A 26661-nucleotide genomic window follows, 5' to 3' on the forward strand; every position below is an offset into this window, starting at 1 on the left:
CTTACATTTTCCCTTTATAGGCTTTACTAAACCCAACTACATATTCAACACCCGAATAGACGGTTAGGGCAACAGCTATCCATAATAGTGTGCTTCCACCAGTCCAATGCATTAGTAAAAATCCGATAGCAATCATCTGTGCTACAGTTTTTACCTTTCCTGCCATGGAGGCACTAACATCAATCCCCTCCGAGAGGGAGAGGGTGCGAAGACCTGTGATAAACAGTTCTCGAACGATAATGATATAAATTGCCCATGCTGAGGCAACACCACTCATCATTAAACCTAAAAACGCGGCGAGAGTGAGCATTTTATCGGCGAGTGGATCGAGGATTTGTCCGACGATAGTGATTTGATCGAGTTCACGAGCAACGTAACCATCGAAAAAATCGGTTGTACTGGCGATTACAAAGAGCAATGTGGCGATGTAATAGGTCCAACTGACATGCCATCCCATATCGGTGAATACTTGAGGATTTAGGATGATCCAAAACATTATTGGAGCGATGAAGAGACGGATTAAAGCTAAAATATTGGGAATATTGAACAAAAATAACCTTTACTAAATTACGATTTATTGTATTTGCGTGATTATAGCTAAAATGTATTATGGCTTAGGTATAGAGTTAATAATTGGACTATTTACTTAAATAAATTCAAAACAATAATCTATCCGATACAATGAAGTCATATCTTAGTCCAACAAAGAATTAAACTATGAATAATGAAACAAAAATCAAGGGCATGGGATCGATTCTACATGCGCATGGAGTTACTTTCCGTGTGTGGGCACCCCATGCACATCACGTATCCGTTATAGGATCATTTAACGAATGGGATGCAACTAAACACCCAATGCATTCTGAAGAAAATGGGTATTGGTATACCAATGTAGCTGAGGCTCATGCGGATGATCAGTATCTGTTTCTCCTCTCTACGCCAGAGGGTGAGTTTAAACGTATCGATCCGTATGCCCGTGAAGTAACAAGCTCAATCGGAAACAGTATTGTTCACGATACCCATTTTGAGTGGCAAGAGGACGATTTTACACTTGCCCCGTGGAATGAACTTGTCATCTATGAACTGCATGTGGGGACGTTCAATGATCAAGAGGAAGTTAGTCATAAAGGTGAATTTTCATCGGTATCTGCCCGTTTGGGACATTTGAAAAAGCTTGGTATTAATGCGATTCAGATTATGCCGATAGGGGAATTTGCTGGTGAGCGATCGTGGGGATATAACCCTTCCCATATTTTTTCGGTAGATGGTGAATACGGAGGACCATTAGCGTTTAAACAGTTTATTAAGAGCGCTCATCTAGCGGGTATTGCGGTGATACTGGATGTTGTTTATAATCACCTTGGCCCCAGTGACCTTAATTTATGGCAGTTTGACGGTTGGAGTGAAAATGGTCGTGGCGGTATCTATTTTTATAATGATGATAGAGCCATTACCCCATGGGGAGATACTAGACCCGATTACGGACAGGGAGAAGTTCGTCAATATCTTATGGACAATGTTATGATGTGGTTCGAGGAGTATCATATCGATGGTATCCGTTTAGACTGCACCCAGTTTATTCGTATGGTCAATGATTCTGACAAGAGAGATATTCCTGAGGGGCGGAGTCTGCTCCAGTGGATTAATAGCCAAATTGCACAAAAATTTCCCGGTCGTATCACAATCGCCGAGGATCTTCAAAACAATAAATGGGTGACTAAAGAAGTGGGTGCCGGCGGTGCCGGATTCGCCTCTCAGTGGGATGCTATGTTCGTCCATCCCATACGTCAAGCGGTGGTCGCGCCTCAAGATGAGCAACGATCACTCGATTCTATCCGTGATGCTATCTTGTACCGTTACAATGATGATGCCTTTGATCGGGTTATCTACAGTGAATCGCACGATGAAGTCGCAAACGGTCATGCCCGTGTACCCCAAGAGATTAACCCAAACGACCCAAAAGGGTGGTACGCTCAGAAACGTTCAACATTGGCCGCCGCAATGGTTTTTACCTCTCCCGGCATCCCTATGCTTTTTCAAGGTCAAGAATTCCTAGAGGGGGGATGGTTTCGCGATACGGTTAGCGTTGATTGGGATCAATGTGCTGAGTTTCACGGTATCGTTCGATTGTATCGAGATCTTATTCGGTTACGTTCCAACCATGATGGCTTTACGCGTGGTTTGTGTGGACAGTTTACTCAGGTCTATCACATGAATAATGAACACAAAGTGATTGCTTTTCATCGTTGGGATAAGGGGGGTATTGCGGACGATGTTGTTATTGTTGCTAACTTCTCGCATGAGGCACAAGAAGACTACGTTATCGGATTTCCCTCTGAAGGAGCTTGGAAACTCCGTTTCAACAGTGACTGGGAAGGGTACAATGATGATTTCGGTAATTTTCTGAGTACCGATATTCTCACCGACCGAGGAGAGTGTGATGGACTCCCCTATTATGCTTCGGTGTCTATCGGTGCTTACAGTGTAGTGATTTTTTCGCAATAAGGGTTTTACTTAAGAGAGCTGGGAAAAAAGGATGTGAATTCCGTGCCAATCACGGAATGAGGAAAATTATTTAAACGTTGTTCCGCCATCGACGATGATAGTTTGTCCGGTAATCCAACTCGCTTCTTCGGTACAGAGGAAATAGACGGCTCCTGCGATGTCGTTCGGGCTTCCCATACGGTTCATCGCGGAGCGTTTGATAGTTTCGGCTTTGACCTCTTCGTAGTTGGTGAATGCTTTAAGCGCATCGGTATCGATAGGACCACCTGAGACGGCATTAACACGGATATTCATTTCTCCGAGTTCTACTGCCGCGTAACGGCTCATCGCTTCGACGGCTGCTTTGTTGGTTCCGTGACCTGCGTAGTTTTCGATGTAGATGAGATTACCGGTACTTGACATCGTAACGACGGCACCACCACCCACTTTTTCCATCCGTTTTGCCGCTTCTTGGGTTCCGACGACGAAAGCGTTGACGGTAGCGGTGTAGATGTTGTTAAGACCGCGTGGTTTGAGACGCATAAATTTACCGTATCCGCCGACAACAGGACGACCGTAAATCATCGCGTTACTAACAAAAAAATCGATACGATCGAAATCGGCATCGATGGCTTCAAAGAGGGGTTTGAATTCATCAGGTTCTAAGATATTGAGAGGATAAGCGCGGGCTTTGATTCCGTATTCGCTTTCCCATTTTTGTGCCAAAATATTAGCGGTTTCGGCATTTGAATTATAGGTAAATGCGATATTGACGCCATTTTTCGCAAATTTCTCTGCGATAGCTTCACCGATCCCTTTGGTTGCTCCGGTGATTACGAGGGTTTTACCTTTCATGGTGTTTGTCATTCTTTATGCTCCTACAATAGTGTAATTTTTTAGTACTGTTTCGAGTTTTTTAAGATTATCCGTGCTTGGTGCAACAAGTGGCAATCGGTATTCGAGGGTATCGAGTAGTCCTGCGATATACATTGCCGCTTTGATCATAACCGGATTAGACTCTAAAAAGAGGGCTTTATTGATCGGGAAAAGGAAATCATTAATCTCTTTTGCACCGTTCATATCACCATCCAATGCTTTGGCAACAAGTGAACTTTTGAAATCAGGGAGTAGGTTCGAGGTGACCGAAGTAATACCTGCTCCGCCACATGCGAGGATAGCGTAATCGATAGCATCATCGCCGCATAACACTTTGAGTTCAGGGCGATGAGAGAGGAGCTCGATGGTGCGCTCGATACTCCCTGTTGCCTCTTTGATTCCATAGATATTAGGAAGATCATCAAAAAGTCGGATAACGGTGTCGGCACTGATATCGACCATTGTACGCCCCGGAACGTTATAGAGCATGAACGGTAACTCAGGAACGGACTCAGCGATGGCTTTATAGTGTTGATAAAGTCCCTCTTGGGATGGTTTGTTGTAATACGGAGCGACGGAAAAGATTGCATCGACGCCACATTTTTGTGCTGTTAATGCCGCTTCGATTGCTTCAGCGGTAGAGTTGCTCCCTGCACCTGCGAGGACTTTGGTAGAGGTTCCTTTACAAACGGCTACGGCAATCTCCATACAGATACGATCTTCTTCGTAGGTGAGGGTTGCACTCTCTCCTGTGGTTCCGACAGGACATACGGCGTTGATACCGTTGTTAATCTGTCGTTGAATAAGCTCAGCGTATTTTTGCTCATCGAGTTTCCCGTTTTTAAACGGTGTAATAAGGGCGGTAGTAGAGCCAGTGACTAGATTCATTTTTTTCCTTTGCGTAGGATAATAGTAGTTGACTTTTCGCTAACGAAATAGTGTTTGGCAAGGCGTTGAAGCTCTTTTGCATTGAGATTGTTAATCTCCTCTTCATACCGTTCTAACGGAGCTAAATCACCGCGTGAAAGGTATCCGCCGAAGAGTTCAGCCACTGAGGTAGAGCTCTCTAGGGAGTAGATGAAGTCTGATTTTGTACTGATTTTTATTTTTTCGAGTTCACTGGTTTTGACCTCTTTATCTTGGAGCTTTTTAATCTCTTTCCATAGCTCTTTTTCGATTTGTTCTGCTGTAACACCTTTATTGGCAATCGCTAAAAATAAAAATATTCCCGGATCGATGGTCTCCATATTGTAAGCATGGATTTGATTGACAAGTCGTTTTTCATCGACAAGGGTGCGGTAAAGGCGGGAACTTTTGCCGGAACTAAGCAATTCACTCAGTGCAGAGAGTTTCGGCTGATCGGCGTGTTGAAAGTTCGGGATAGGAAAAGAGAGGGCTATCATCTCTACTTCACTCTCTTTGTGTATCTCAACCCGTCGTGCACCGTCTTGTTCAGGTTCGATGGTTTTGACGGTAGGGATATCGACGGTGTTAGCAATCGAGCCAAAATGCTTTTGTGCCTCTTCAAAGACTTTATCAGCTTTAATATCGCCGGTGACAACGAGAATCGCATTGCGCGGTTGATAGTAAGTAGCGTGAAATTTTTGAATATCTTCGAGTTTCCATGTTTGGATATCGTTCATAAATCCAATCGGCGTCCAATGGTAAGGGTGGTAGATATAGGCACTGTTGAAGAGACGAAAATAGAGGTAGCCCATCGGATTGTTGTCGGTTCTCCAACGACGCTCTTCGGCAACGACGTTACGTTCTGGTTGGAATTCTTCATCTTTGAGGTTGAGATTTTGCATGAGTTCCGCAAAAAGTGAGAGCGATTTGCCCATGTTTTCACTGCTCGATTTGATGTAGTAGTGGGTGTGGTCAAATCCGGTCGAGGCGTTGTTCATTCCGCCGATGCTTTTGACCTCTTCATCAAACTCACCCGCTTTGAGATTTTTAGTCGATTTGAAGTTCATATGCTCCAACATGTGGGCGATTCCACTTTTCCCCATCACTTCGTTACGGCTTCCCACTTTATAAAAAATATCGGTAGAGATGACGTTGGAGTTATTGTCCATGGGAATAGCAACGACTTGTAAGCCGTTATCCAAAGTTTTTGTTTCATAGTGAGGCAAAGATGAGGCCATAAGGGTTCCTACTGTAAAAAATAACGCACTGAGTCTTTTCATACTCGATCAGCGCCTATAGCTTCGGTGATAGAGGTGAATCCATCACGCTCTAAAAGATCGATGAGACCGTGATTAATCTCTTCGATTACTTCAGGACCTTTGTAGATTAATGAGGTGTAAAGTTGAACTAATGATGCACCCGCACGGATACGGCGATAGGCCTCTTCCGGTGATGCAATACCGCCGACACTGATGAGGGTTGTTTTGCCATAGAGTTCACGAGCAATTGCATCGAAGATATAAAAACTTCGTTCGCGTAATACTTCACCGCTTAATCCACCGATATCTTCAGGTTCAGATACGAGAGAATAATCGATTGTAGTGTTGGTAGCAATAATCCCATCCGCTCCGCACGCTACGGCGTGGCTACAGAGTGCAACCGCTTGATCTTCAGACATATCGGGGGCAATTTTGAGCAAAATAGGTTTATCGGTAAGGGCTTTCGCGGCGGTAAAAAGATCATGGATAAATGTCTCATTTTGAAGATCACGAAGCCCCGGAGTGTTGGGAGAGGAGATATTGATAACCATGTAATCAGCATACGGGTGAAGTGCTTTGATGAGGGTCGTGTAATCTTTAATCGCATTCTCTTCGGTTGTTGTTTTGTTTTTGCCGATATTGACACCGATAGGGGTGCTGAATGGGTAAATGTTTTTAAGGCGGTGATTGATACGAAATAAGCCATCATTGTTGAATCCCATCGCGTTTTGGATAGACTCCTCTTCGATGTGTCTCCAAAGGCGTGGGCGGGGATTTCCCTCTTGAGGTTTTGGGGTGAGAGTTCCGATTTCGGTAAATCCGAATCCCATTGCGAGCGTCCCCTCTATCATAGTGGCATTTTTATCAAAACCTGCCGCAAGTCCTACGGGATTAAGAAAGGTACGTCCAAAAAGCTCTTGTTTGAGAATCGGATGGGTTACGAAATTTTTTGCAATCATGCCGTTGAACAAGGGAGGGCAATAATTAGCAGCACGGAGACCAAGACCGACCAGTGTATGAGCCGATTCGGGTTGTAGTTTAAAAAACCAAGGTTTTAGAGATTCGTAATCAAACATGCCATTCGCCTCACAAGAGTTAAAATTGACGCGATTATACTCAAAAAAGGTTGAATGGTTTGTTAATCAACCCTTTAATGGGAGTGTTTCAATATGTTCAGTTATTTGTAATGCGATAGATTTTGGTGTAGAATCGTTAAGTATCAAAGATAAGTCGTTTTTCCCGAGTGTTCCGTAGAGTGTTGGTGCAGTGGCTTTAAACAGGGCGATTGTAGGGACTCCTGAAGCACTGGCAAGATGCATGGGACCTGTATCCCCGCATACAAACGCATCCATTTGAGAGAGTATAGCACCCAAAAACCGCAAGTTCGATTCGAGCAAAGAGTAAAGCTCATTGGAAAGTTTTTCGGTTACATCGGGTGAGAGAATATCGATAAACACGAAATCAGGATTGCGCTGTTTCATGTACATATACCATTCATTCCACCACTCATTAGAGATTTTTTTCTCATATCGAGCATCGCGAAATATCCCTATGATCTTTCGTTTACTCCCCCAAACATATCCCTGTTCCACAAGACGTTTTTTCAGTTCCTCGAGTGCTTCAGACTCTTCGTGTTCATTAATAGCAATATCCATTTTTTGCGGAAAATCGGTAGCTTTGTTTCCAAAAGCTTCCATTAAAATGAGTGGTTTTAACGCTTCATGCACCGATCCGTTTGGTGCATTGACAACATGCGTTGAGGGTGACCAATCCCCCAAAGAATCAAAGCCAAGTTTGTATTTTCCTCGTGCTAAAAATGTTGCCCCACGATCGCTTGCCGATCCAGTATTCATATTGATTACAAGGTCATAATAGGGTTGACGAAGTTGAGCAATGTATCGAAAAAGGTGTAATGGGTTTTTGAGTAATTTTCGGGGAAAATCAAAAACATTGTGAACCGTCGAAAACCCTTTTAGTAATGGTGCAGGATAGCGTGCTCCGATTAATACATCCATAGAAGCTTCAGGGAATCGTTGCTCAAGTGCACGAAGAAGAGGAGTTGTAAAGAGGATATTTCCGATGCGATAATTGATACGGATAACTAAAATACGACGGATGTTTTCAGATGGAATGATGGTGTGTTGCGCACGTGTCGGAAACAGAAAACGCAACAGTGCATTAAATCCATTTTTGATTTTTTTTCGCATTTGTGAATGGAATGGTATTCCCATGCTCTCTCCTTAACTTTCACTCAGTGTTTGACTGAGACGTTGATACTCTTCAGAGGTATGTAAGAGTTGTTGATGACTCCCCTCAGCTAGAATATGGCCTGCTTTAAAGAGAAGAATCCGATTTGCATTTTGAACCGTGCTGAGACGATGAGCGATAAGGATGGTGATTTTATCTTTTGTGTATTCATTGAGAGTATTTTGTATTTTTCGTTCAGTCTCATTATCGAGTGCACTGGTTGCTTCATCCAAAATAAGCAGCGATGCATGTTTATAGATTGCTCTGGCTATAGCAATCCGTTGTCGCTGTCCACCTGAGAGATTTGCACCGAACTCTTGCATCACCGTGTAGATGCCATCCGGAAGAGATTGGGCAAATTCGAGTGCATCTGCCATAATCAATGCCTCTTTAACCCGTTCTTCATCGATAGCTTCACCGTACGCAACGTTCGCTGCCAAGGTGTCTTGAAAAATGTAAACCCTTTGAGAAACAAAAGCGATTTGGGAACGGAGTGAATGTTGCGTATACTCTTTGATATTGTGGTTGTTGATCGAGATGGTTCCCGAAATCGGATCGTAAAATCGGAGGAGAAGATTGACAAAAGAACTTTTCCCCCCTCCGCTTTGTCCGACAAGAGCAATCGTCTCTCCTGCATGAATATTTATACTGATGGCATTTAACGCCGTTTTGTCTTCAAATTTGAGTGTTACGTGATCGAATTGAATTTGTTTGATAGGATCATCGAGTTGAAGTCGACCATCTGTTATCGTGTTTTCCATATCAAAAATTTGAAATACCCGCTCACTCGCCGCTTGGGCATCTTGCACCCTTCCTAATATATTACTGACCCCTTTGAGTGGTTGGAATACTAGCCCTAATGCTGTTAAAAATGCGGTGAACTCTCCCACACTCATGGCGCCGTCATAGACTTGCTTACCCCCGATATAGATAACGGTAGCGAGACCGATTGCCGCGATAATCTCCATCATGGGTGAAATTAATTCACTGGTATAGGTTGATTTCATATTGATTTTAAAAAAATTGATGTTTTCATTTCGAAATTGTTCCAATTCGTAGTGCTCGGTAGCATTGGATTTAATGATTTCGGAGTTGTTAAAAACTTCAGTTAGACGGGTAACCATATCGGCATTTTTCTCTTGTGAACGATGAGCGAGCCGTTTGAGCCGTTTCGTGATTTGTAACAAAGGGATGATAACAGCAGGCATAACGATCAATGCCCAAAAAGCAAGGGTAGGATTGAGATAAATAACATATCCGATGAGTGTAATGACAGTGAGGCTTTCGCGAACTAATTCAGGCATCATGGAGGAGACGAAGTATTGAATTCGGTTAATATCGTTGGTGATTCGTGAGATGAGTTCACCGCTACGGTTAGTATAGAGAAATTGCATATCCAAATGAATCATTTTAGAGAGTAACTCTTCTCGAATTTTTGAAACAATATGGAGACCGATATAGGTATTGAAAACCGATTGAATATAGCGTCCGATTGCTTTAAAAAGATATATCCCTATTAAAAGCATTGGGATGATGTAGAGCATTTGGCTCTCTTTTTTGATAAACATATTATCCATCAACGGTTTCATGATGTGTGCAGTCGCTGCTGTTGCACTGACGGTTAAAATGATCCCAATCAAGACCATGAGAAATTGAAATTTATATTCTCGGATATAAGGCCAGAACCGTTTATAACTCTCTCTCACTCTCTACTCTCCCAAAATGTCCCCAATGGAGTATCCATAATCGAAATGCCAAGAGCAGTGAGTTCGTCTCGGAGGGCATCAGAAGCGGCGAAATCTTTAGCTTTTTTGGCTTCGGAGCGTTTCTCTACCAAATCATCGATTTTTTCTTTAGTTGCTTCATCCACTCCAAACTGGAAGTAGGTGAATGGGTTTTGAGCACCAAATCCTAACACCGTTTCAATGGTTGAGAGCGATGAGAGGAGTGTTTGACGGTATCCTTTATCTTTTGGATTCGCATCGAGGGCTTCATTGGCTTGTGTCACCAACTCATCGATGAGGGCATAGGCACGAGAGACATTGAGATCATCCCCTAACGCTTCAAGAAGATTCTTTTTAAATTCAGTATCGATAATTTCGGCGGTGAGTCCAAAGAGCCGTTTTTTGAGGCGATAGAGTTTATCGAGCCGTTTTTTAGAGGCGATTAAATCTTCTTCGTTAAAGTTAAAATCTCCACGATAGTGGGTGCTGAGGAGATAAAATCGGAGCACTTCGCCATCATAGCTTTTAAGGGCATCTTTGAGGAAAAAGCTGTTTCCTAAACTTTTGGACATCTTTTCGCCATCAATCGTGACAAAACCGTTGTGCATCCAGTATTTTGCCAACTCATGATTCGTCGCACAGCGAGTTTGTGCCGCTTCGTTTTCATGATGTGGGAAGAGCAGATCGGCACCTCCACCGTGGATATCGATAGCATACTCACCGACATGAGGGCTGACATAGTTCTCAATCATCGCCGAACACTCCAAATGCCACCCCGGACGACCGCGCCCAAAAGGGGAATCAAAAGCAACACCCTCATCGTGAACTGCTTTCCAGAGGGCAAAATCGGCTTCATTTTTTTTCTCAGAGACTTTTTCGACACGGCTCACATTCTCAGAACTTTGGCGGTTGCTGAGAGAGAGGTAGTTTGTATCACTGGCGGTGTCAAAATAGATATCACCGTTACTGATAGCATAGGCGTGTTTTTTGTTCAGTAACTTTTGAATCATTTCGCTCATCGCGTCAATCGATTCGGTCGCTTTGGGCTCCAAGGTTGGTTTAGTTACCCCGATGGCTTCCATGTCACGATGATACGCGGATGTATAACGTTCGGCAATATCGTTCGTACTAATCCCCAACTCGCGCGCTTTATTAATAATCTTATCGTCGATATCGGTGATATTACGGGCAAAGAGAACATCATACCCTTCCGCTTCCAGAACACGACGCAATAGATCGAACACCAACGCACTTTTGGCGTGTCCTAAATGGGCATCATCATAAACGGTAGGTCCACAGACATAAAGGGAGACTTTTCCCTCTTGAAGTGGGATAAATGGTAGTTTTGTTTTTTGTACGCTGTCGTAAATAGTCATAATATTCCAATCGTTTTATCGTATTAAGTGTATCAAAAAATTGTTTAGAGCATAGAATGTAACGGCAAATAGAGCTGAACCGATGACAAAATAGAGGCTAAAACGGGTTTTAAGAAGATCAAAAAAGATATTCCATCCCACTTCTCGTATGGTGAGAACCATTTGTACCGCACCACCGATACTCCCCGCTAGTGCTAATCCTGCGGCTCCGAGGGGTTTCATAAGAATGAGTGAACAGATGATATTGATGATGAGAGATGCAGCCGCAATTTTAGCCGCTTTGATATGTTTGTGCATAGCGTAGAGATAAAGGGAAAAGAGTTTAGCAAGTCCAAAAGGGACTAGTCCCACCATATACATCATCAATACATTCGCTGTATTATGGGTATCTTGGATCGTAAATGCACCCCGCTCAAACAAAAGCCAAATAATCGGTTCACTAAGGAGTGTTCCTCCGAGTACTGATAGAGCAAGAAGAGCACTTAAAAGCCAAAAAGCTTTGTGTAGGTTTTGAAAAGCAAGAGTGTGATTGTCATTATTAATCGCTTTTGCAATAGCAGGAAAGAGTGCCGTAGTAATCGCTAAAGCGATGATGGCAAAAGGGAGTTGAAAAATGCGGTTGGCATAAAAGAGATAGGAGACTGAACCTGCTGCTAAAAACGATGCAAGAGAGGTGTCGATAAATGAGGCGATTTGTGCTGTCGAATTTCCTAAAACTGAGGGGAAAAAGAGGGAACTAAATTTGGACTCTTCTGCTTTAACGTCTTTGGTTTTACGATATTTCCATCCCCCGATGAGGAGTTTCATAAGCCCTTTTTGACGCATAGTGTAGAGGTGAGTAATGACTTGGAACACTCCCCCAGCCAAAATAGAAAAACTTAAAGCGTAGACTATGATTTTTGGGTCACTGTGGGCAAAGAGTATCAACGCGGCAATCATAGCAATATTGAGCCAAACGGTTGAAAAAGCAGTTGTAAAAAAATGTTCTCTATGCTGTAGCAACGTCCCTAAAAAGGTGACGATAAAAATAAGATCCAAATACCAAAAATTGATAATAGTCAGCGGGGCAGTTTTCGCAATGAGATCGGCATTCCAGTCCCATGCCAAGATTTTAGTAAAAAAACCAGGGAAGAGGGTAACTAACAATGATAAAGCAATAATAAAGAGCATGAACCGGATAAAAATAGCAACGGCAAAGACACTTTTCTGTCGAGATGCTATGTATGAGGGCATAAAGCTTTGGGTAAACGAACCCTCCGCGAAGATACGGCGAAAGAGGTTTGGGAATTTGAACGCCATAAAAAAGACATCACTCCACACATTTGCACCCAATGCCGAAGTCATTAAAATATCCCGAGCAAGCCCAGTAATACGGGATGTTAAAATGCCAAACGAGTTGGAAAATATCGATTTAAACATAGTTTATATCAAGCCCTGAAATAGATTTGATGCAATTTTAGCTGATTAGGGATTAAAAGTAATCGGAGATTAATATATTGCTTCCATTCGCTTTGAACATGTCGAGTGGTTGAATATTCACTTAAACAGAATACTAAACCCGCTATAGAGAAAATACCCTGAAGCACCTAATAAGACTATCGTAAGTAGTAATTTTTTCCAATTCGTTTTCATCATTTTACTTGAAATGTAGCTTTAAAATAAATTTTACGCAATTTTAACCGATATGTCATTAAAATAGCCCTATAATACAATAACTATAAAACAATGAAGAAAGAGGAGGCAAAGTGGCAGAAGTTCAATTAAAGTCTAATGCCATACCCTCTATTGTTGTTCGAACTAGCAATGTCGCGAAAGAGTTGATGAGTGTTGCTGAAAATCATAAAGTATCGGTTAAATCACTCGATTTTCGATTATTAGATTCCCAAACGTTTACCCGTATCGTTACCAACGGCAATGATGATTGGATTGAATGTAGCCCTGAAGAGATCAACGATATCCATGTTGAAATGTATCTCAATCCACAATTTGAAATAAAACAGATTTATGAGATAGAGATTTTTTCGATTACAGAAACCCCTACATTAGATTCTTTAGATATATCAATTGCAGGGAATGGGACTCTGTGTAAAATCTATTTAACCATTAAAGTCGGTAGCACTGCCCATTTTAATGAAACGTTTGAAGCTGATTTTTACGAATTGATTAAAAAGAAAAAATTGCGTGCCAATTTGATGATAGGAATTTTTGAGTCAATTATGAAGTTTAATTTAGCTGATTTAATCGCAAAAATTCGAATTTATGGAGATTATACATTTGAAGATCAAGAACGGTTTTTGATCGGTGAAGCGTATGAACCGATTAGTACTATTGATGATAAATTGATTTTGCATTACGATAAAAAACATCAAGCTATGAGTGATGAGGGGAGAATAGATTATTCTAAACGCGGTTACATCGTGAGCGTGGTTGAAAATGATCTGTTGATTGAATATATCAAGCCGTTAAAAGGGACGATAGGGCGTAATGCGCGTGGTGAAGTGATGATACCTAAAGAGCCGATTGTTAAGTACGAACCTACCTTTACCGTCAGTGAAAAGATACGGCGTGATGAGTTAGAGAAATCGGTAGAATTTCGAGCAAAAGTGGGTGGATATGTAACGTTTGAAGGTGGTGTTTATGACATCAAAACGGAGATGGATGTCACGGAGATTAGTTTTCGCTCAACTGGTTCTATTGATACCGCATTGGATGCGGATGTCTCTATTAATGTCAAAGAGAAAGATGCCCTCAAAGATGCAATCGGTACAGGGATGTCTGTTACCGTCAATGTGATTAATATCGAGGGAAATGTAGGGGCGGAAGCGAAGGTAACAGCACACAAAGCAACTATAGAAGGGCAAGTTCACAGCAGTGCAACAGTCATAGCTGATGAGCTTTCAATTAATATCCACAAAGGAAAAGCGTTTGGGAAGGTGATTCACATTACCCGCTTGGAGCATGGTGAGGTAGAGGGTGAAAAAGTATATATTACTCAAGCTGTCGGTGGCAAAATACGGGCACAAGAGATTGTGATTGAGCTTTTGGGATCGCATACTAAATTAACTGCCTCTAAAAGTATTGAGATTAAAAAGCTTCAAGGGGGAGAAAATATATTTACTATCGATCCATTGCTCAATGAATCGCGTGAGAGTTTACAAGCGGAAGATGAAAAAATGGTAGAGGCGAAAAAAAAGCTTGAGGCTGTTACGAAAGAGTTAGCAGATTATGAAAAGACGATGGCGGACAACGCATCAGCTTATGAAGATATCAAGAAAAAACTGATCCATTACAAACGCAATCAGATAAAAGCTCCCTCTGCATATGTTGATAAATATCAAAAGTTTCAATATTTTAGACAAAAATTAGAGTCATTGCGAAAAGAACATCAAGAAAAATCAGAATATTTAACACTGATTAGTTCACACCATACTGCGTTACAAAGTGAAATTTTTGATGCTCGGATTATTAATCATGATCGCTGGAAAAACTACAATGAGGTAGTTTTTAAATTAATTGATCCCCCAATCGATGTTACCTATTTTCCGAATGACGGTAGTGATGAAAATGTTTTGGGGTTGTATGAAGAAGATGGGGAATTTTCGATAAAGGTAGTGGGGAAATGATCGTAGGATTAGTTGGAAACATTGAGTTTAAAGAGCCTACTGCACTCCATTTAGAAGTCAATGGGGTTATCTATCAAGTGTTTATTAGTTTGCATACCTATGGTGGATTGAGTAGTGATAAAGTGCGTTTACATATCTCCCATATTATCCGTGAAGATGCACAACAACTTTATGGATTCTTGCAAAAAAGTGAAAAAACTCTCTTTGAGGGGATGTTAAAAATCAATGGAATCGGTCCAAAAGCGGCATTAGCAATCTGTAGTACCTTTACGCCGGAGCAGTTTGCGGGTATTATTTCATCTAAAGATGTCAATGCACTGAAAAAAGTTCCGGGAATCGGACCAAAAAGTGCGGCACGGATTATGGTGGAGCTTGCAGGGTTTGATGCCGTATTGCTTCAGGGGGAATCGTTTACTACCAGTGCTTCAAGTGAAGCGTTGATGGCATTGGAATCGCTAGGATTTAAAAAAGAGGTGATTGTCACTGCCCTCTCAAAATGCAGCGGTACCGATACCGCAACCCTCGTCAAAGAGGCGTTGAAACAACTTCAAAAATTTTAATAAGGATTATAGAGTAATGAAATTAGCCATTTTATTCGGTGGAGCGAGCTTCGAGCACGAAATCAGTATTGTGAGTGCCATTACGGTCAAAGGGAAACTCAAAGGTTTCGATTTAAGTTTTATTTTTTGTGACCAAGATCACCGTTTTTATCTTATCGACGATGCCAAAATGAAAGCGATCACTTTTTCTCGCGGGGAACATCTGAAAATGCCACAAATTTCCCTTGTGAAGGGTGGATTTGAACAACGGGGGATGTTCGGTAGTAAAATGCATACTATGCCGATTCTCAATCTCATCCACGGCGGTGATGGTGAAGACGGTTCAATAGCGGCGTTGCTTGATTTTTACGCTATCCCTTTTATCGGACCGCGTAAAGAGGCGTCAATGCTCAGTTTTGATAAACACTATACGAAATGGTTGGCAAATTCACTTGGGATAAAAACGCTTCCCTTTGAGGCGATTACCCAAGCTACTCGCAGCTCAATTACTACTCCATACCCTTTTATTGTTAAACCTTCGTGTTTGGGGAGCTCTATCGGTGTGAGTATCGTCCGTGAGGCTAGTGAACTCGAATATGCACTGGATGTTGCGTTTGAATTCGATAAAGTATTGCTGATTGAACCGTTTATTAGTGGTGTCAAAGAGTACAATTTGGCGGGATTTAGTGCACGTGGTGAGATCACCTACTCGATAGTGGAAGAGCCTCAAAAAGCAGAATTTTTGGATTTCGAGAAAAAATATCTCGACTTTTCACGCTCAAGCACCGTCGCAGAAGCCGAAGTTACCGATGGATTGGTAGAACAATTACGCAATGCGTTTCGAAAAATTTATACCCCGTTATTTGAAGGGGCTCTGATTCGTTGTGACTTCTTCGTAATCGAGGGTGAGGTATATCTCAACGAAATTAATCCTATCCCCGGATCGATGGCGAACTATCTTTTTGAAGATTTTAGTGGCGGAATCCAAAAACTTCTCGCCTCACTCCCTTCTAAAAAAGCGATTCGTGTTCAATACGATTATATCCACTCCATTTCTCAAGCAAAAGGAAAATAACCGTGGCGGTAAAATCGCTTAAATACAAAGGGACAACCTTTTCCATCAGCTATGAAATTATTCACCCTATGAACTCACGGGATATTGTTTTTTTGCATGGTTGGGGCTCTTCTAAAACGTTAATGAAGCAGGCGTTTACGAACTATCTTCCTAAATTGCGCCATATTTATATCGATATGCCCGGATTTGGTGCGAGTGAGTCTACTATGGCACTTACAACCGAAGAATATGCCACTATTATTGAATTATTATTAAGTGAAATTGGTGCGCATAAAGAGATAATCGTAGGTCATTCGTTTGGTGGAAAAGTAGCGACATTGCTCAATCCAAAGCTTTTAATTTTAGTAGCATCAGCGGGAATATTAGTCCCGAAACCATTTAAAATCCGTGCCAAAATTGCCCTTTATAAAATTCTAAAATCGACAGGACTCACGTCGTTGCGTTCCCTTTTTGTTGCCCCCGATGCGAAGGGGATGAGCGAGGAGATGTATCAGACCTTTAAAAATGTTGTGAATGAAGATTTTACGAGTCATTTCGCGAGTTTTAAAGGTAAAGCTCTTTTGTGTTTTGGTAAACGTGATACCGCTACACCGTTATGGGCGGGAGAAGCTATCCAAAAACTTATCCCCAATTCCCGTTTAGTAACGTTTGAAGGGGATCACTATTTTCTTTTCCAAGAGGGGAAAAAGATAGCCGAAGAGATAGAGAAAAGTTTATAGGAGAATAATATATGGAGACAGCGCAACTGGTCGCTTTTATTTCCAACACTATTTTGGTGTTGACATTGGGATGGTATCTTATTACCAATCTGCAATGGTACGATTATCGGATTGAGAGGGTGATATTGCGTCACCATAAAACATGGTGGCATATCGTCTATTTTGTCGTTCCGTTTTTGCTTTATACCCTCATTCCGATTAGTGCACCTTTTGTTGCGGCAGTAACCATGGTTGCTCTCTATTTTTGGCATCATAAACTTGATAAAAAACTGGTGTTGACATGGCGGGTAAAACGGTTTTTGATTCTCTTGATCGGGTTGACACTTTTTATCGATTTGATATGGACAATTAAATCGATTAGTCCTCATTTCAGTGTGTTGATTCCATTGGTATTAGCGTATATACTCTCGATGGGGGTAGAGAAATTTTTATTTGAAGCGTATAAACGTGAAGCAAAGGCTAAAGTTGCTTCAATGAGCTCGTTAACGATTATTTGTGTGACGGGGAGCTATGGTAAAACGTCGATGAAAAACTTTATCGCTCAAGTTCTCTCGACGAAGTTCAATGTCTACGCAACCCCGCGCAGTGTCAATACGCTCGGAGGGATTATCCGTGATGTCAATGAATCTCTCCCCTCCAATACCCAAGTGTATGTGTGTGAAGCGGGAGCACGTCAAATCGGTGATATTTACGCGATTACTCAGTTGTTAAATCCACAGATTGTCGTAGTGGGTAAAGTGGGACCACAGCATATGGAGTATTTCAAAACACTGGAGCGTATCAAACAGACCAAACTCGAAATTATCCACTCTAATCGTCTCAAACGTGCTTTTATTCACACATCCGTGACGGATGAGCCGCACGAAAAGGTGACTTTTTTCGGAGATGGTATTGAAAACCTCGAAGCGACGTTAGAGGGGTCTGATTTTGATTTGTTGCTTCATAATGAGACACACCATTTTCATACGTCAGTATTGGGCGGATTTCAAACAATCAATATTAATGCCGCGTTGTTGATTGCTGATGAGATGGGGATGAGCAGTGAGGAGATGATTCGTGCGGTCGAAAAGCTCAAAAGTGTGGAACACCGCTTAGAGCGTATCGATGCGGGGGGTAAAATTATCCTCGATGATGGATATAACGGTAATATTGATGGGATGTTGGAGGGGATACGTCTGTGTTCGCTTCACAACGGGCGTAAAGTAATCGTCACACCAGGGCTTGTTGAGAGTACCGCAGAGCTTAATTCAGAGCTTATCGAGGCGATTAATGGGGTTTTTGATATTGCTATCATCACAGGGCAACTCAATGCAGAGCAGTTTGATAAAGAGTTAAATGTACCCGAAAAGATTATGTTAGCCGATAAATCGTTGATGGTACAAAAATTAGGGGAAGTGACCCGTGCGGGGGATATTATTTTATTCGCAAACGACGCACCGAATTTTATTTGATGAATAATTCTTCCGTTCGCCCTGAGCTTGTCGAAGGGCAGTTCATGGTTCGACAAGCTCACCACGAACGGAAACAGAGAAAAAGCCTAATTCAAAATATAAGCTAGGAAGTCTTATGGAAAATACTTTATACGCTCCATGGCGGAATGAATACGTAGCCGGCAGTAATGTGGATGGGTGTGTGTTTTGTCATATTAGCGAGCATCCGGAACTTGATAATGACCACCATGTTCTCTACCGTGATGAGTTTTGTTTTATGGTGATGAACCGCTACCCCTATACCCCAGGTCATTTTATGATTATCCCTCACCATCATACCGATGCGCTGGAAGCACTAGATCCTGCGACATGGTTGCATATGAGTGGATTAGCACAACGTGGTGTTAAAATGCTCAAAGAGTCTTTGAACGCACATGGGGTAAATATCGGGATGAATTTAGGGAAAGCAGGGGGGGCAGGGATAGCGGAACATATCCATCTTCACCTTGTCCCGCGATGGGAGAGAGATACGAATTTCATCACTTCAATTGCTCAAACACGAGTCTATTCGACCGATTTTGAGCGAATCTATCATAAGCTTCGTGATTTATTGCCACAATACCTCTAAGTGAGGTATCTTGTTATTTGATAGTAACCTCAAGGCGACGGTTTTGTGCACGCCCTTCATCGGTTGTATTTGTTGCGATAGGCTCTTTCGACCCTTTACCAGAGGATTGGATACGTGTAGAATTTATTCCAGACGCAATGAGTTTATCCGCTAACGCTTTTGCACGTGCTTCAGAACGTGGTTGATTGCGTGCATCGGTTCCAATAATATCAGTATGACCAACGATTGATATTGTGCATGCCGGACTTTCTTGCATAAAAGTAATTAATTTTTCTATATCTTTGTCTGCAGATGAAGGGATAATATTGGATGCAAAAGCAAAATTGATATGAAGAGTAACACTTTTCGGGCATCCTTTACTATCGACTTTATATCCACTAGGGGTGTTCGGACAAGCATCTAGTGTGTTAATAATACCGTCATGATCATCATCGAGTGGCACTTGTGCAACTATGGGTGCAGGTATCGGTGTCACTGGCGGAGTAGTAACTGCAACGGGTGTAGCTTTTTCTTTATTAATCTCTTGATAGGTTGTAGAATAGGTGGTCTTTTTATATTGTTCAGGGCAATATTCGTGACGATCGATACAGTGTTGATCAATAGCTGAGGCTTGAACCGCAAATACAAAAAGAGCAATGACTGACAATGCTTTGGCAGATTTATGTGGATGATGGAACATATTTTAGTCCTTAAAATATTAAATGATATGTTGTAATGATACTCTATAATTGTGTTTAAAAAGTTTCATTTCCTAACAATATGTTATTTGTAAAATTTTACAAGTAAATTATACTATACTACATAAATATTTTTTTATGATAATACTTAAGTTGCTAGATACAGTGCATATTTAAATGAATTTATAATGAAATTATAACATTTTAAATACATTTAGCTGTTATAATATCACGAAATTATGAATTACTAAGTTACCGAAGAGTCTAAAAATCGGTGAATATTATATAATATTTTAAGGTTGAATCAATGAAAAACAAATGGGCTATTGCTGCAACATTTTCACTGTGTGCAATTTCAGCACTTCATGCACTCTCATTGCAAGAGGGAGTAGATGAAATTTTAAACACAAATCCTATCGTTCAAGAGCGTCTCCATAATTACCGAGGAACGCTAGAAGACCTACGAACAACGGAAGCACAATATTTGCCTTCTCTTGATTATTCCGGGACTATCGGTCGTGAGAAAACAAAATCTCCAAGTACTGGTTTTAACAGTGTCTCGTTAAATGGGTATGAACATTCACTTCAATTGACACAAAATCTTTTTAACGGTTTTGGGACAATGTATGAGTCCGATTATAACAAAGCACGTCTTTTAGCAGCAGCTTATAATTATGTTGAAAATGCAAATGACGCATCCTTTAATTTTGTCACCGCGTATATCAATGCGTTAAAAGCACGTGATATTGTCAAAATTGCAGAATCAAACGTACAATACAATAAAGTGATTTCGATAAAGGTAGATAAGCTTTTTAAAGCAGGTATGACAACTCGTTCTGAAGTTGAAAAAGCGGAAACATCTCTTTCATTGGCAGAATCTAATTATGTTGTGTCTCAAAATAATTTGGACGATGCCCTTTTTAACTTGGAACGTATTTATGGTAAAAGTGTTAAAGCAAATGAACTAGAGTCATTGATCTTTGAGGGCCAAATACCTGATTCCTTGGAAGAGATGCGCGAATACGCGCAATTGCATAATCCCTCTGTAATGGTAACCGATTACAATATTAAAGCAGCACGCGCTCAAAAACTTTCGTTGCAAAAAAACTATTATCCGAAAATTGATGCTTTTGCGCGTCAAAGTTGGGCTAATAATGTGGGTGGATTAGAAGGTAATGATGAGCGTACAAAATTAGGGATAAATTTATCGTATAACTTGTATCGCGGTGGTGCGGATGAATCACAAATACAAAAAAGTTTAAGTAAAATGAACCAAGAGACCGAAATTAAGAGGGATGTCCTTCGTAAACTTGATGAACAAGGCTCTCTTTCATGGTCTGCAAAAGAGAATTTACAACGTCAAATTACTTATCTTAAACGTTATGAAACAACCAGTAAGAAGACATTAGAATTGTATGAAAAAGAGTACGATTTAGGTCGTCGAACCTTGCTTGACCTTACAACAGCGCAAAATGATCATGTCTCATCTCAAACTCAAATTGTGCGTGCAGAACATGATCTTCTGTTAGCTCATTATCGTATTTTAGATGCTATGGGATCAATGGTCTCAACGATACTCGGGACACAGTCCGTTACAAATTTTGAACGAGTCGGGCTAAAGTCGCTTGATAATCGTTTAGATAATGATGACCGTATAGAGAATTTGATCGTTGCCGATCGTAAAATAGAGAAATATAAAAAAGATAAACAACAAAAATAAGTATTGTTTAGGTATTCTATAAAACATTTTTTATGGCATGAAGGGATAAGGATAGATGAAATATGATGAACAGGCTAAAATGTTAGATCCCGAAGGTGCATCATTCGGTACTGACCCTTTATTGCAATGTTTAGTTCTTTTTACCCATATCTATCACAAACCCTTTACGGCTGAAGCATTGATGGCGGGTTTGCCGACATCCCCTTTCGGTGGTGCGCTACAGCTCTTTAGTCTTAAAAGCTCAAAAAGTCTTTTTGCTCGTGCTGCAAGTCGTGCAGGGCTTAAAAGTACATTGGTCCATCGCAGATTACGAGAGATATCTCCGTTGCAACTTCCTATGATTTTGCTGTTAGAAAACAATAGTGCATGTATTTTGGATTCGTTGTCTCCCGATCTAAAGATGTGTAAAATTATCCTCCCAGCTGAAGAAGCAGTTGAAGAGTATGTTCCGATAGAGCTTTTAGAAAACGAATATGTTGGTTATGGTTTTTTAATTAAACGCCCTTTTGTGTATGATGAAAACGACTCACTTACACTAAGCGTGAAACATAAACACTGGTTTTGGGATACGATAAAACTCTCAAAAAATATTTACCGTGATGTTATTTATGCTACGGTATTGGTTAATCTTTTTGTCCTTGCGACACCGCTGTTTACCATGAGTGTATACGATCGTGTTATTCCGAACAATGCGACCGAGACGTTGTGGGTTTTTGCAACGGGGATTTTAACTGTCTATTTTTTGGATACGCTGTTAAAATTTACCCGTGCCATCTTGTTGGAAAATGCGGGTAAAAAGAGTGACGTTATTATGTCCTCGATTATTTTTGAAAAAGTACTTGATTTGCGCATGTCCTCCCATCCTAAATCGGTTGGATCATTTGCAAGCAATCTTAAAGATTTTGATTCGATTCGCTCTTTTTTAACCAATGCAACATTAACGGCATTAGTCGATTTTCCGTTTGCGGTTTTCTTTTTATTCGTTATTGGTTATATCGGTGGATGGATGGTTGTCGTCCCAGTTGTTATGATGATTCTTATTGCAGCCTATGCATTGTTTATGCGCCATCCGCTTCGTGAAAGTATAGAAGAATCGCACAAGGCATCTGCTGCCAAAAGTTCAATATTGATTGAAGCACTACAAAACATTGAAACATTGAAAACCCTTGGCACATTAGGTCAAATGCAGTGGCAGTGGGAAGAAGCAACCGGTGAGATTGCTCAAAAAAGTTTAAAATCACGGATGATTTCAACATCGATTTCAACCATTACAGGATTTTTAACACAGCTTACTACCGTTATTTCCGTTATCGCTGGTGTCTATCTTATTGGAGAACACGAACTTACGATGGGGGGATTGATTGCTGTAATGACATTAGCAGGCCGTACAGTTGCCCCTATGGGTCAAGTTGCTTCTTTGATATCTAACTATTCGGATGCCAAATCAGCGTATGATGTTATTAATAATATTATTGCTCAACCTATGGAGAGGCCACATGGTAAAAAATTCGTAACGAGACCGGAGCTTAAAGGGGAGATTGAGTTTAAAGAGGTTAATTTTGGATACGATGATACAGAATTTAGTGCATTGAAAAATCTCTCTTTCTCGATAAAAGCGGGTGAAAAAGTGGCGATTATCGGTCGAATCGGTTCCGGAAAAAGTACGATTGCAAAATTATTGCTGAACCTTTATCAACCTCAAAGTGGATCGATTTTACTTGATGGAATTGATATTAATCAGATTGATCCAGCTGATTTACGTCAAAATATCAGTTATGTTTCTCAAGATATTAATCTATTCAAAGGAAATGCAAAAGATAATATTACTTATCGCAATACGAGAGTATCCGATGAGCAAATGATACGAGCATCGGTTATATCGGGTGCGGATGAGTTTATACGTAAACATCCGCAAGGGTATGAAATGCCGATTGGGGAGCGTGGAATGGGACTCTCAGGCGGTCAACGCCAAAGTATAGGAATTGCACGCGCGTTATTGCTTGAATCGCCGATTGTGATTATGGATGAACCAACCAATGCAATGGATCAACTCAGCGAAAATCGTCTTATCTCTAATCTGCAAACTTATCTTAGTGACAAAACTGCCATTATCATCACTCAAAAAAATACGGTTCTCCCTTTGGTAGATCGTGTTATTGTCATGAATGAGGGGAAAATCTATATGGATGGTCCACGTGATAGTGTCATCGCAAAGCTTTCAGGAGGTTTGGGATGACTCCTAAAAAGAAATATAATTTTGATGCTAACGACTATCAATTTATGCGCAGTCTTTCTGCAGCAGTATTAGAAGACACTCCTCACCGTTTGCGTAGTGTGTTGATTTTTTGGCTTATAACAGTCTTTATTTTCTTTTTATGGGCAGCATTGGCCCCTATCGACGAACTTGTACGTGGAGAGGGGAAGGTTATTCCCGGTGGTGAAAATCAGATGATTCAGCACCTTGAGGGGGGGATGCTTAGTGCGATTTTAGTCAAAGAGGGGCAAAGAGTAAAATCAAATGATGTATTGCTTAAAGTTGATAACCTAAAATCTTCAAGTACGTATGAAAGCTCCCAATATAAATCAGCAGAATTGCGAGCGAGAATTGTCCGTTTACGTGCTGAATCAACAGGTGGTCCATTTTCTCCAAGCGATAAAGATATGCAAGAAATTCCGATGCAGATTATGCAAGAGCGGAGTCTTTTTGCTTCTAATAAAGATAAACTTCAATCTCAATTGGATTCATTACAAGATTTGTATCAGCAAAAACAAGGTGAACTCAGTGAAGCACAAGGTCATATTAATGAGCAAAAACATGCTCTTGAACTGATCAAAGAAGAGGTTGCGATTTCTGAACCTATGGTGGCTCAAGGGATTAAACCACGTGTTGAATTTTTAAAATTGCAACGTGAATATAGTGATGTGAATGAACGTTACAACAGTGTACGAGCTTCTATTCCAAGACTCCGTTCAGCTATCAATGAGATTAGCAGCAAAATGCGTGAAGCACGTTCTGAATACGTCACCAAAGCACGAATTGATTTAAATGCGGCAGTTACGGAAAATCAACGTGTAGGTGCTGAAAGCTCAGCGCTTGCTGATCAAGTAACGCGTACGGTGATTAAATCACCTATTAACGGTATTGTTCAAAAAATCTTCGTCAATACTGTAGGTGGTGTCATTAAACCGGGTGATAATTTAATTGAGATTGTTCCAACTGAAGGTGGATTACTGATCGAAGCTAAAGTAAAACCTTCGGATATTGCATTTATCTATCCTGGGCAAAAAGCAGTAGTCAAAGTGACTGCGTATGATTTTTCAATATATGGTTCACTTAACGGAGTTGTTTCAACGATTAGTCCCGATACTGAAACCGATCAAAAACAAAATGTCTATTATATTGTTCGTGTTCAAACTAACAAAAAATATTTAGGTACAAAAGAAAAGCCTTTGAAAATTATCCCTGGTATGATGGTCAATGTTGATGTTATTACGGGTCAAAAAACTGTATTAGAATATATTTTAAAGCCATTGCTAAAAGCTAAACAATACACTTTTTCGGAGCGATAATTATGAAACTTTATCTTGTGACATCTTCTGAAAGTATCATGAACCATTGGTCCAAAGCATTAAAAAAATATCATCCTATGAAAATTCATTCTATGAATGAATTAAATTGTTCTACGATAAAGGGAATTATATTGTGTCAGGATACGGATATAGATGAAACTAAACTACATGATTTACTCAATAATTCTGAATCAAGATTAATGATTTTTTCGATGCTACCAGATTTTTTAAAAGCACAGCAATATCTTAGTAAAGGTGTTGTTGGATATGGTAATGCTATGATGCATGAATCTCATATACAATCAGCATATCAAGCAATCGAAGAGGGTAAGATATGGCTTTATCCTGATTTTATTTCAGGTCTAATTACACAATTAACTCAAGTGAAACCGAAAAATATTGAGTCTCACGAGGCTCTTGAAAAACTATCACATCGTGAGAAAGAAGTGGCATTGCTTTTAGCCCAAGGTTTGACCCATAATGAGATAGCCGAAGATTTGAATATTACAGTTCGTACGATTAAAGCACACTGTACATCTATCTACGAAAAACTTGCAATTAAAGATCGTTTAGCCCTCTCTGTTTTGCTGCATTCATAGTATTAATTATAATATTTATTTATTTAATTTTAGTACCTTGGTACAATAGTATTGTTGTCGTAAAAACGTTACAATAATAGTATTTATTTTAGTATCAAAGGATCAGCTATGGCACGAATTATTGGGTATGTAAAAGTAGTAGCAGACGGAATTTTTTATGTCAGAAATGGTAAAGGTGACATTCATCAATTAAAAGCTGGTGATTCTATCTCTGATGGCGAAGTTGTTTATGGTGCTATGGGAAATGTAAAAAGTGCCAAAATCATTATTGATATGACTGCTGATGGTGTTACTGATCTAACACTAGCCGGGAATGAAGCTCTTAATTTTGATACGACGTTACTCAAAAGTGTTTTAACAAGTAGTGACGCTGTTGTTGATCAAAAATCTGTTTTAACTACACTTAATATTCTTGATACAGACTTATTTGGTCTTAAAGACAATGAAGTTATCGACGGTCAAACTGTAAGTGGTGTATTTGATGATCGATTAGGTTTAATTGAAGATGTAAAAACTAAACTAAATGGTGATGAAACTGCATCAGGTTATGAAATTATTAACGGTCAAGCTGTACGCGATATCTTTGAAGACCGTACAGGTTTAATTAAAGATGTTCGTACTGGATTAGATTTTGCCCATAATGATGTAAATACTCCTCAATCAGAAATTTCAGTATATCGTCCTACTCTTTTTGATACTCTTGTTACTGAGCCAGCAGGTCCGATATTTAACATTGGAAGTGACTTTATCGTTGATGAAGCAGCAGGAACCATTACCTTCACTGTTACTAAAACAGGTTCAAGCGATTTTGCATCGAGTGTAGCGTTCAGCACCGTAGATGGAACTGCTATTGCCGGTAGTGATTACACGGCTAGTAGTGGAACTCTAAACTTCGCAGCAGGTGAGACTACTAAACAAATCACGGTAGCAATTAGCAATGATAGTATCTATGAAGGTGCTCAAGATTTCAGTGTAAAAATCTCTACCCCTACCAATGCGACTATTGGTGATGCTAATCAAATAGCTACGATCGTAGATGATGGACGTACCTTAACCGGAGGTGGAACTGCAAACGATGATCGTCCAGTCGTTACAGCAGTGTCATCACCAAGCGTAGCAGAAGGGGGAGATCTTCAATTCACCGTAACCCTCTCTAACGCAAGTACCACAGCAACAACCGTTACCTTGACACCGGCATCGGGTTCAGCA

The 26661-nt window shown here is 40.6% G+C and carries 22 protein-coding genes; 12 read left to right on the forward strand and 10 right to left on the reverse strand.

The features are described 5' to 3' along the window. Position 1 precedes the first annotated feature (1 nt). Complete coding sequence (gene pgsA / locus PHC76_RS10670; protein ID WP_299971712.1) at positions 2-550, reverse strand: CDP-diacylglycerol--glycerol-3-phosphate 3-phosphatidyltransferase; 549 nt, start codon at positions 548-550, stop codon at positions 2-4. Between the two features lie 167 nt (positions 551-717). On the opposite strand from pgsA, the gene PHC76_RS10675 reads away from it, so the two are divergent. Then, positions 718-2505, forward strand: coding sequence for an alpha-amylase family glycosyl hydrolase (locus PHC76_RS10675; RefSeq protein ID WP_299971715.1), 1788 nt, complete (start codon positions 718-720; stop codon positions 2503-2505). Between the two features lie 66 nt (positions 2506-2571). Here the strand turns inward: PHC76_RS10675 and PHC76_RS10680 are convergent, their stop codons facing one another. The 8 genes from PHC76_RS10680 to murJ all read right to left on the reverse strand — a co-directional run bounded on the left by PHC76_RS10680 (position 2572) and on the right by murJ (position 12291). After that, entirely contained in the window at positions 2572-3351 is a 780-nt protein-coding gene (locus PHC76_RS10680; protein ID WP_299971718.1) for an enoyl-ACP reductase, read from the reverse strand. Between the two features lie 3 nt (positions 3352-3354). Next, positions 3355-4248: a 4-hydroxy-tetrahydrodipicolinate synthase gene (gene dapA / locus PHC76_RS10685; RefSeq protein WP_299971721.1), complete on the reverse strand. Its 894-nt coding sequence runs from the start codon at positions 4246-4248 to the stop codon at positions 3355-3357. Continuing rightward, entirely contained in the window at positions 4245-5546 is a 1302-nt protein-coding gene (locus PHC76_RS10690) for a pitrilysin family protein (RefSeq protein WP_299971724.1), read from the reverse strand. Before PHC76_RS10690 ends, dapA begins: the two co-directional genes overlap by 4 nt. Beyond that, complete coding sequence (locus PHC76_RS10695; RefSeq protein ID WP_299971727.1) at positions 5543-6601, reverse strand: quinone-dependent dihydroorotate dehydrogenase; 1059 nt, start codon at positions 6599-6601, stop codon at positions 5543-5545. Before PHC76_RS10695 ends, PHC76_RS10690 begins: the two co-directional genes overlap by 4 nt. A 66-nt stretch (positions 6602-6667) precedes the next feature. Continuing rightward, entirely contained in the window at positions 6668-7756 is a 1089-nt protein-coding gene (locus PHC76_RS10700; RefSeq protein WP_299971730.1) for a glycosyltransferase family 9 protein, read from the reverse strand. A gap of 9 nt (positions 7757-7765) precedes the next feature. After that, the gene (locus PHC76_RS10705; protein WP_300210048.1) at positions 7766-9478 is read right to left on the reverse strand and encodes an ABC transporter transmembrane domain-containing protein; all 1713 of its coding nucleotides are present in this window, start codon (positions 9476-9478) and stop codon (positions 7766-7768) included. After that, a complete protein-coding gene (cysS, locus tag PHC76_RS10710; RefSeq protein ID WP_299971735.1) occupies positions 9475-10872 on the reverse strand; it encodes a cysteine--tRNA ligase in 1398 nt (465 codons plus the stop codon). Before cysS ends, PHC76_RS10705 begins: the two co-directional genes overlap by 4 nt. Before the next feature lie 15 nt (positions 10873-10887). Then, a complete protein-coding gene (murJ, locus tag PHC76_RS10715) occupies positions 10888-12291 on the reverse strand; it encodes a murein biosynthesis integral membrane protein MurJ (RefSeq protein ID WP_299971738.1) in 1404 nt (467 codons plus the stop codon). 326 nt (positions 12292-12617) lie between these two features. Here murJ and PHC76_RS10720 point away from each other — a divergent pair, with 326 nt between their 5' ends. The 6 genes from PHC76_RS10720 (at position 12618) to PHC76_RS10745 (ending at position 18886) form a co-directional block, all read left to right on the forward strand. Continuing rightward, entirely contained in the window at positions 12618-14495 is a 1878-nt protein-coding gene (locus PHC76_RS10720) for a flagellar assembly protein A (protein WP_300210050.1), read from the forward strand. Next, entirely contained in the window at positions 14492-15055 is a 564-nt protein-coding gene (ruvA, locus tag PHC76_RS10725; RefSeq protein ID WP_299971743.1) for a Holliday junction branch migration protein RuvA, read from the forward strand. Before PHC76_RS10720 ends, ruvA begins: the two co-directional genes overlap by 4 nt. A gap of 16 nt (positions 15056-15071) precedes the next feature. Further along, positions 15072-16109 (forward strand): D-alanine--D-alanine ligase, encoded by a 1038-nt coding sequence (locus PHC76_RS10730; RefSeq protein WP_299971746.1) that lies wholly within the window; start codon positions 15072-15074, stop codon positions 16107-16109. Positions 16110-16111: 2 nt separating this feature from the next. After that, positions 16112-16828 carry an alpha/beta hydrolase gene (locus tag PHC76_RS10735; protein WP_299971748.1) on the forward strand — a complete coding sequence of 239 codons (717 nt, stop codon included), beginning with the start codon at positions 16112-16114 and terminating at the stop codon, positions 16826-16828. An 11-nt stretch (positions 16829-16839) separates the two neighbouring features. Further along, a complete protein-coding gene (murF, locus tag PHC76_RS10740; RefSeq protein WP_299971751.1) occupies positions 16840-18279 on the forward strand; it encodes a UDP-N-acetylmuramoyl-tripeptide--D-alanyl-D-alanine ligase in 1440 nt (479 codons plus the stop codon). A gap of 115 nt (positions 18280-18394) precedes the next feature. Beyond that, positions 18395-18886: an HIT domain-containing protein gene (locus PHC76_RS10745; RefSeq protein WP_299971754.1), complete on the forward strand. Its 492-nt coding sequence runs from the start codon at positions 18395-18397 to the stop codon at positions 18884-18886. Positions 18887-18899: 13 nt separating this feature from the next. On the opposite strand, the gene PHC76_RS10750 is transcribed toward PHC76_RS10745, so the two are convergent. After that, the gene (locus PHC76_RS10750) at positions 18900-19565 is read right to left on the reverse strand and encodes an OmpA family protein (protein ID WP_299971757.1); all 666 of its coding nucleotides are present in this window, start codon (positions 19563-19565) and stop codon (positions 18900-18902) included. Between the two features lie 305 nt (positions 19566-19870). Between PHC76_RS10750 and PHC76_RS10755 the strand changes: the two genes are divergently transcribed. From PHC76_RS10755 to PHC76_RS10775, 5 genes are all read left to right on the forward strand, one after another. Then, the gene (locus PHC76_RS10755; protein WP_299971760.1) at positions 19871-21283 is read left to right on the forward strand and encodes a TolC family outer membrane protein; all 1413 of its coding nucleotides are present in this window, start codon (positions 19871-19873) and stop codon (positions 21281-21283) included. A 55-nt stretch (positions 21284-21338) separates the two neighbouring features. Continuing rightward, positions 21339-23519, forward strand: coding sequence for a type I secretion system permease/ATPase (locus PHC76_RS10760; protein WP_299971763.1), 2181 nt, complete (start codon positions 21339-21341; stop codon positions 23517-23519). Further along, positions 23516-24853, forward strand: a complete 1338-nt coding sequence (locus PHC76_RS10765) for an HlyD family type I secretion periplasmic adaptor subunit (protein ID WP_299971766.1) — start codon at positions 23516-23518, stop codon at positions 24851-24853. Before PHC76_RS10760 ends, PHC76_RS10765 begins: the two co-directional genes overlap by 4 nt. Before the next feature lie 2 nt (positions 24854-24855). Then, positions 24856-25452 (forward strand): LuxR C-terminal-related transcriptional regulator, encoded by a 597-nt coding sequence (locus PHC76_RS10770; RefSeq protein ID WP_299971769.1) that lies wholly within the window; start codon positions 24856-24858, stop codon positions 25450-25452. A 108-nt stretch (positions 25453-25560) separates the two neighbouring features. After that, positions 25561-26661: Calx-beta domain-containing protein (locus PHC76_RS10775; protein WP_299971772.1), on the forward strand; the 1101-nt coding region annotated here is incomplete at its 3' end.

The organism is Sulfuricurvum sp. (genome assembly GCF_028710345.1).
Taxonomy (GTDB): domain Bacteria; phylum Campylobacterota; class Campylobacteria; order Campylobacterales; family Sulfurimonadaceae; genus Sulfuricurvum.

Coding starts and splice junctions, on each gene's coding strand:
- PHC76_RS10675 (WP_299971715.1), top strand. CDS start 718: ATGAATAATGAAACAAAAATCAAGGGCATGGGATCGATTCTACATGCG.
- PHC76_RS10680 (WP_299971718.1), bottom strand. CDS start 3,351: ATGACAAACACCATGAAAGGTAAAACCCTCGTAATCACCGGAGCAACC.
- dapA (WP_299971721.1), bottom strand. CDS start 4,248: ATGAATCTAGTCACTGGCTCTACTACCGCCCTTATTACACCGTTTAAA.
- PHC76_RS10690 (WP_299971724.1), bottom strand. CDS start 5,546: ATGAAAAGACTCAGTGCGTTATTTTTTACAGTAGGAACCCTTATGGCC.
- PHC76_RS10695 (WP_299971727.1), bottom strand. CDS start 6,601: ATGTTTGATTACGAATCTCTAAAACCTTGGTTTTTTAAACTACAACCC.
- PHC76_RS10700 (WP_299971730.1), bottom strand. CDS start 7,756: ATGGGAATACCATTCCATTCACAAATGCGAAAAAAAATCAAAAATGGA.
- cysS (WP_299971735.1), bottom strand. CDS start 10,872: ATGACTATTTACGACAGCGTACAAAAAACAAAACTACCATTTATCCCA.
- murJ (WP_299971738.1), bottom strand. CDS start 12,291: ATGTTTAAATCGATATTTTCCAACTCGTTTGGCATTTTAACATCCCGT.
- ruvA (WP_299971743.1), top strand. CDS start 14,492: ATGATCGTAGGATTAGTTGGAAACATTGAGTTTAAAGAGCCTACTGCA.
- PHC76_RS10730 (WP_299971746.1), top strand. CDS start 15,072: ATGAAATTAGCCATTTTATTCGGTGGAGCGAGCTTCGAGCACGAAATC.
- murF (WP_299971751.1), top strand. CDS start 16,840: ATGGAGACAGCGCAACTGGTCGCTTTTATTTCCAACACTATTTTGGTG.
- PHC76_RS10745 (WP_299971754.1), top strand. CDS start 18,395: ATGGAAAATACTTTATACGCTCCATGGCGGAATGAATACGTAGCCGGC.
- PHC76_RS10750 (WP_299971757.1), bottom strand. CDS start 19,565: ATGTTCCATCATCCACATAAATCTGCCAAAGCATTGTCAGTCATTGCT.
- PHC76_RS10755 (WP_299971760.1), top strand. CDS start 19,871: ATGAAAAACAAATGGGCTATTGCTGCAACATTTTCACTGTGTGCAATT.
- PHC76_RS10760 (WP_299971763.1), top strand. CDS start 21,339: ATGAAATATGATGAACAGGCTAAAATGTTAGATCCCGAAGGTGCATCA.
- PHC76_RS10765 (WP_299971766.1), top strand. CDS start 23,516: ATGACTCCTAAAAAGAAATATAATTTTGATGCTAACGACTATCAATTT.
- PHC76_RS10770 (WP_299971769.1), top strand. CDS start 24,856: ATGAAACTTTATCTTGTGACATCTTCTGAAAGTATCATGAACCATTGG.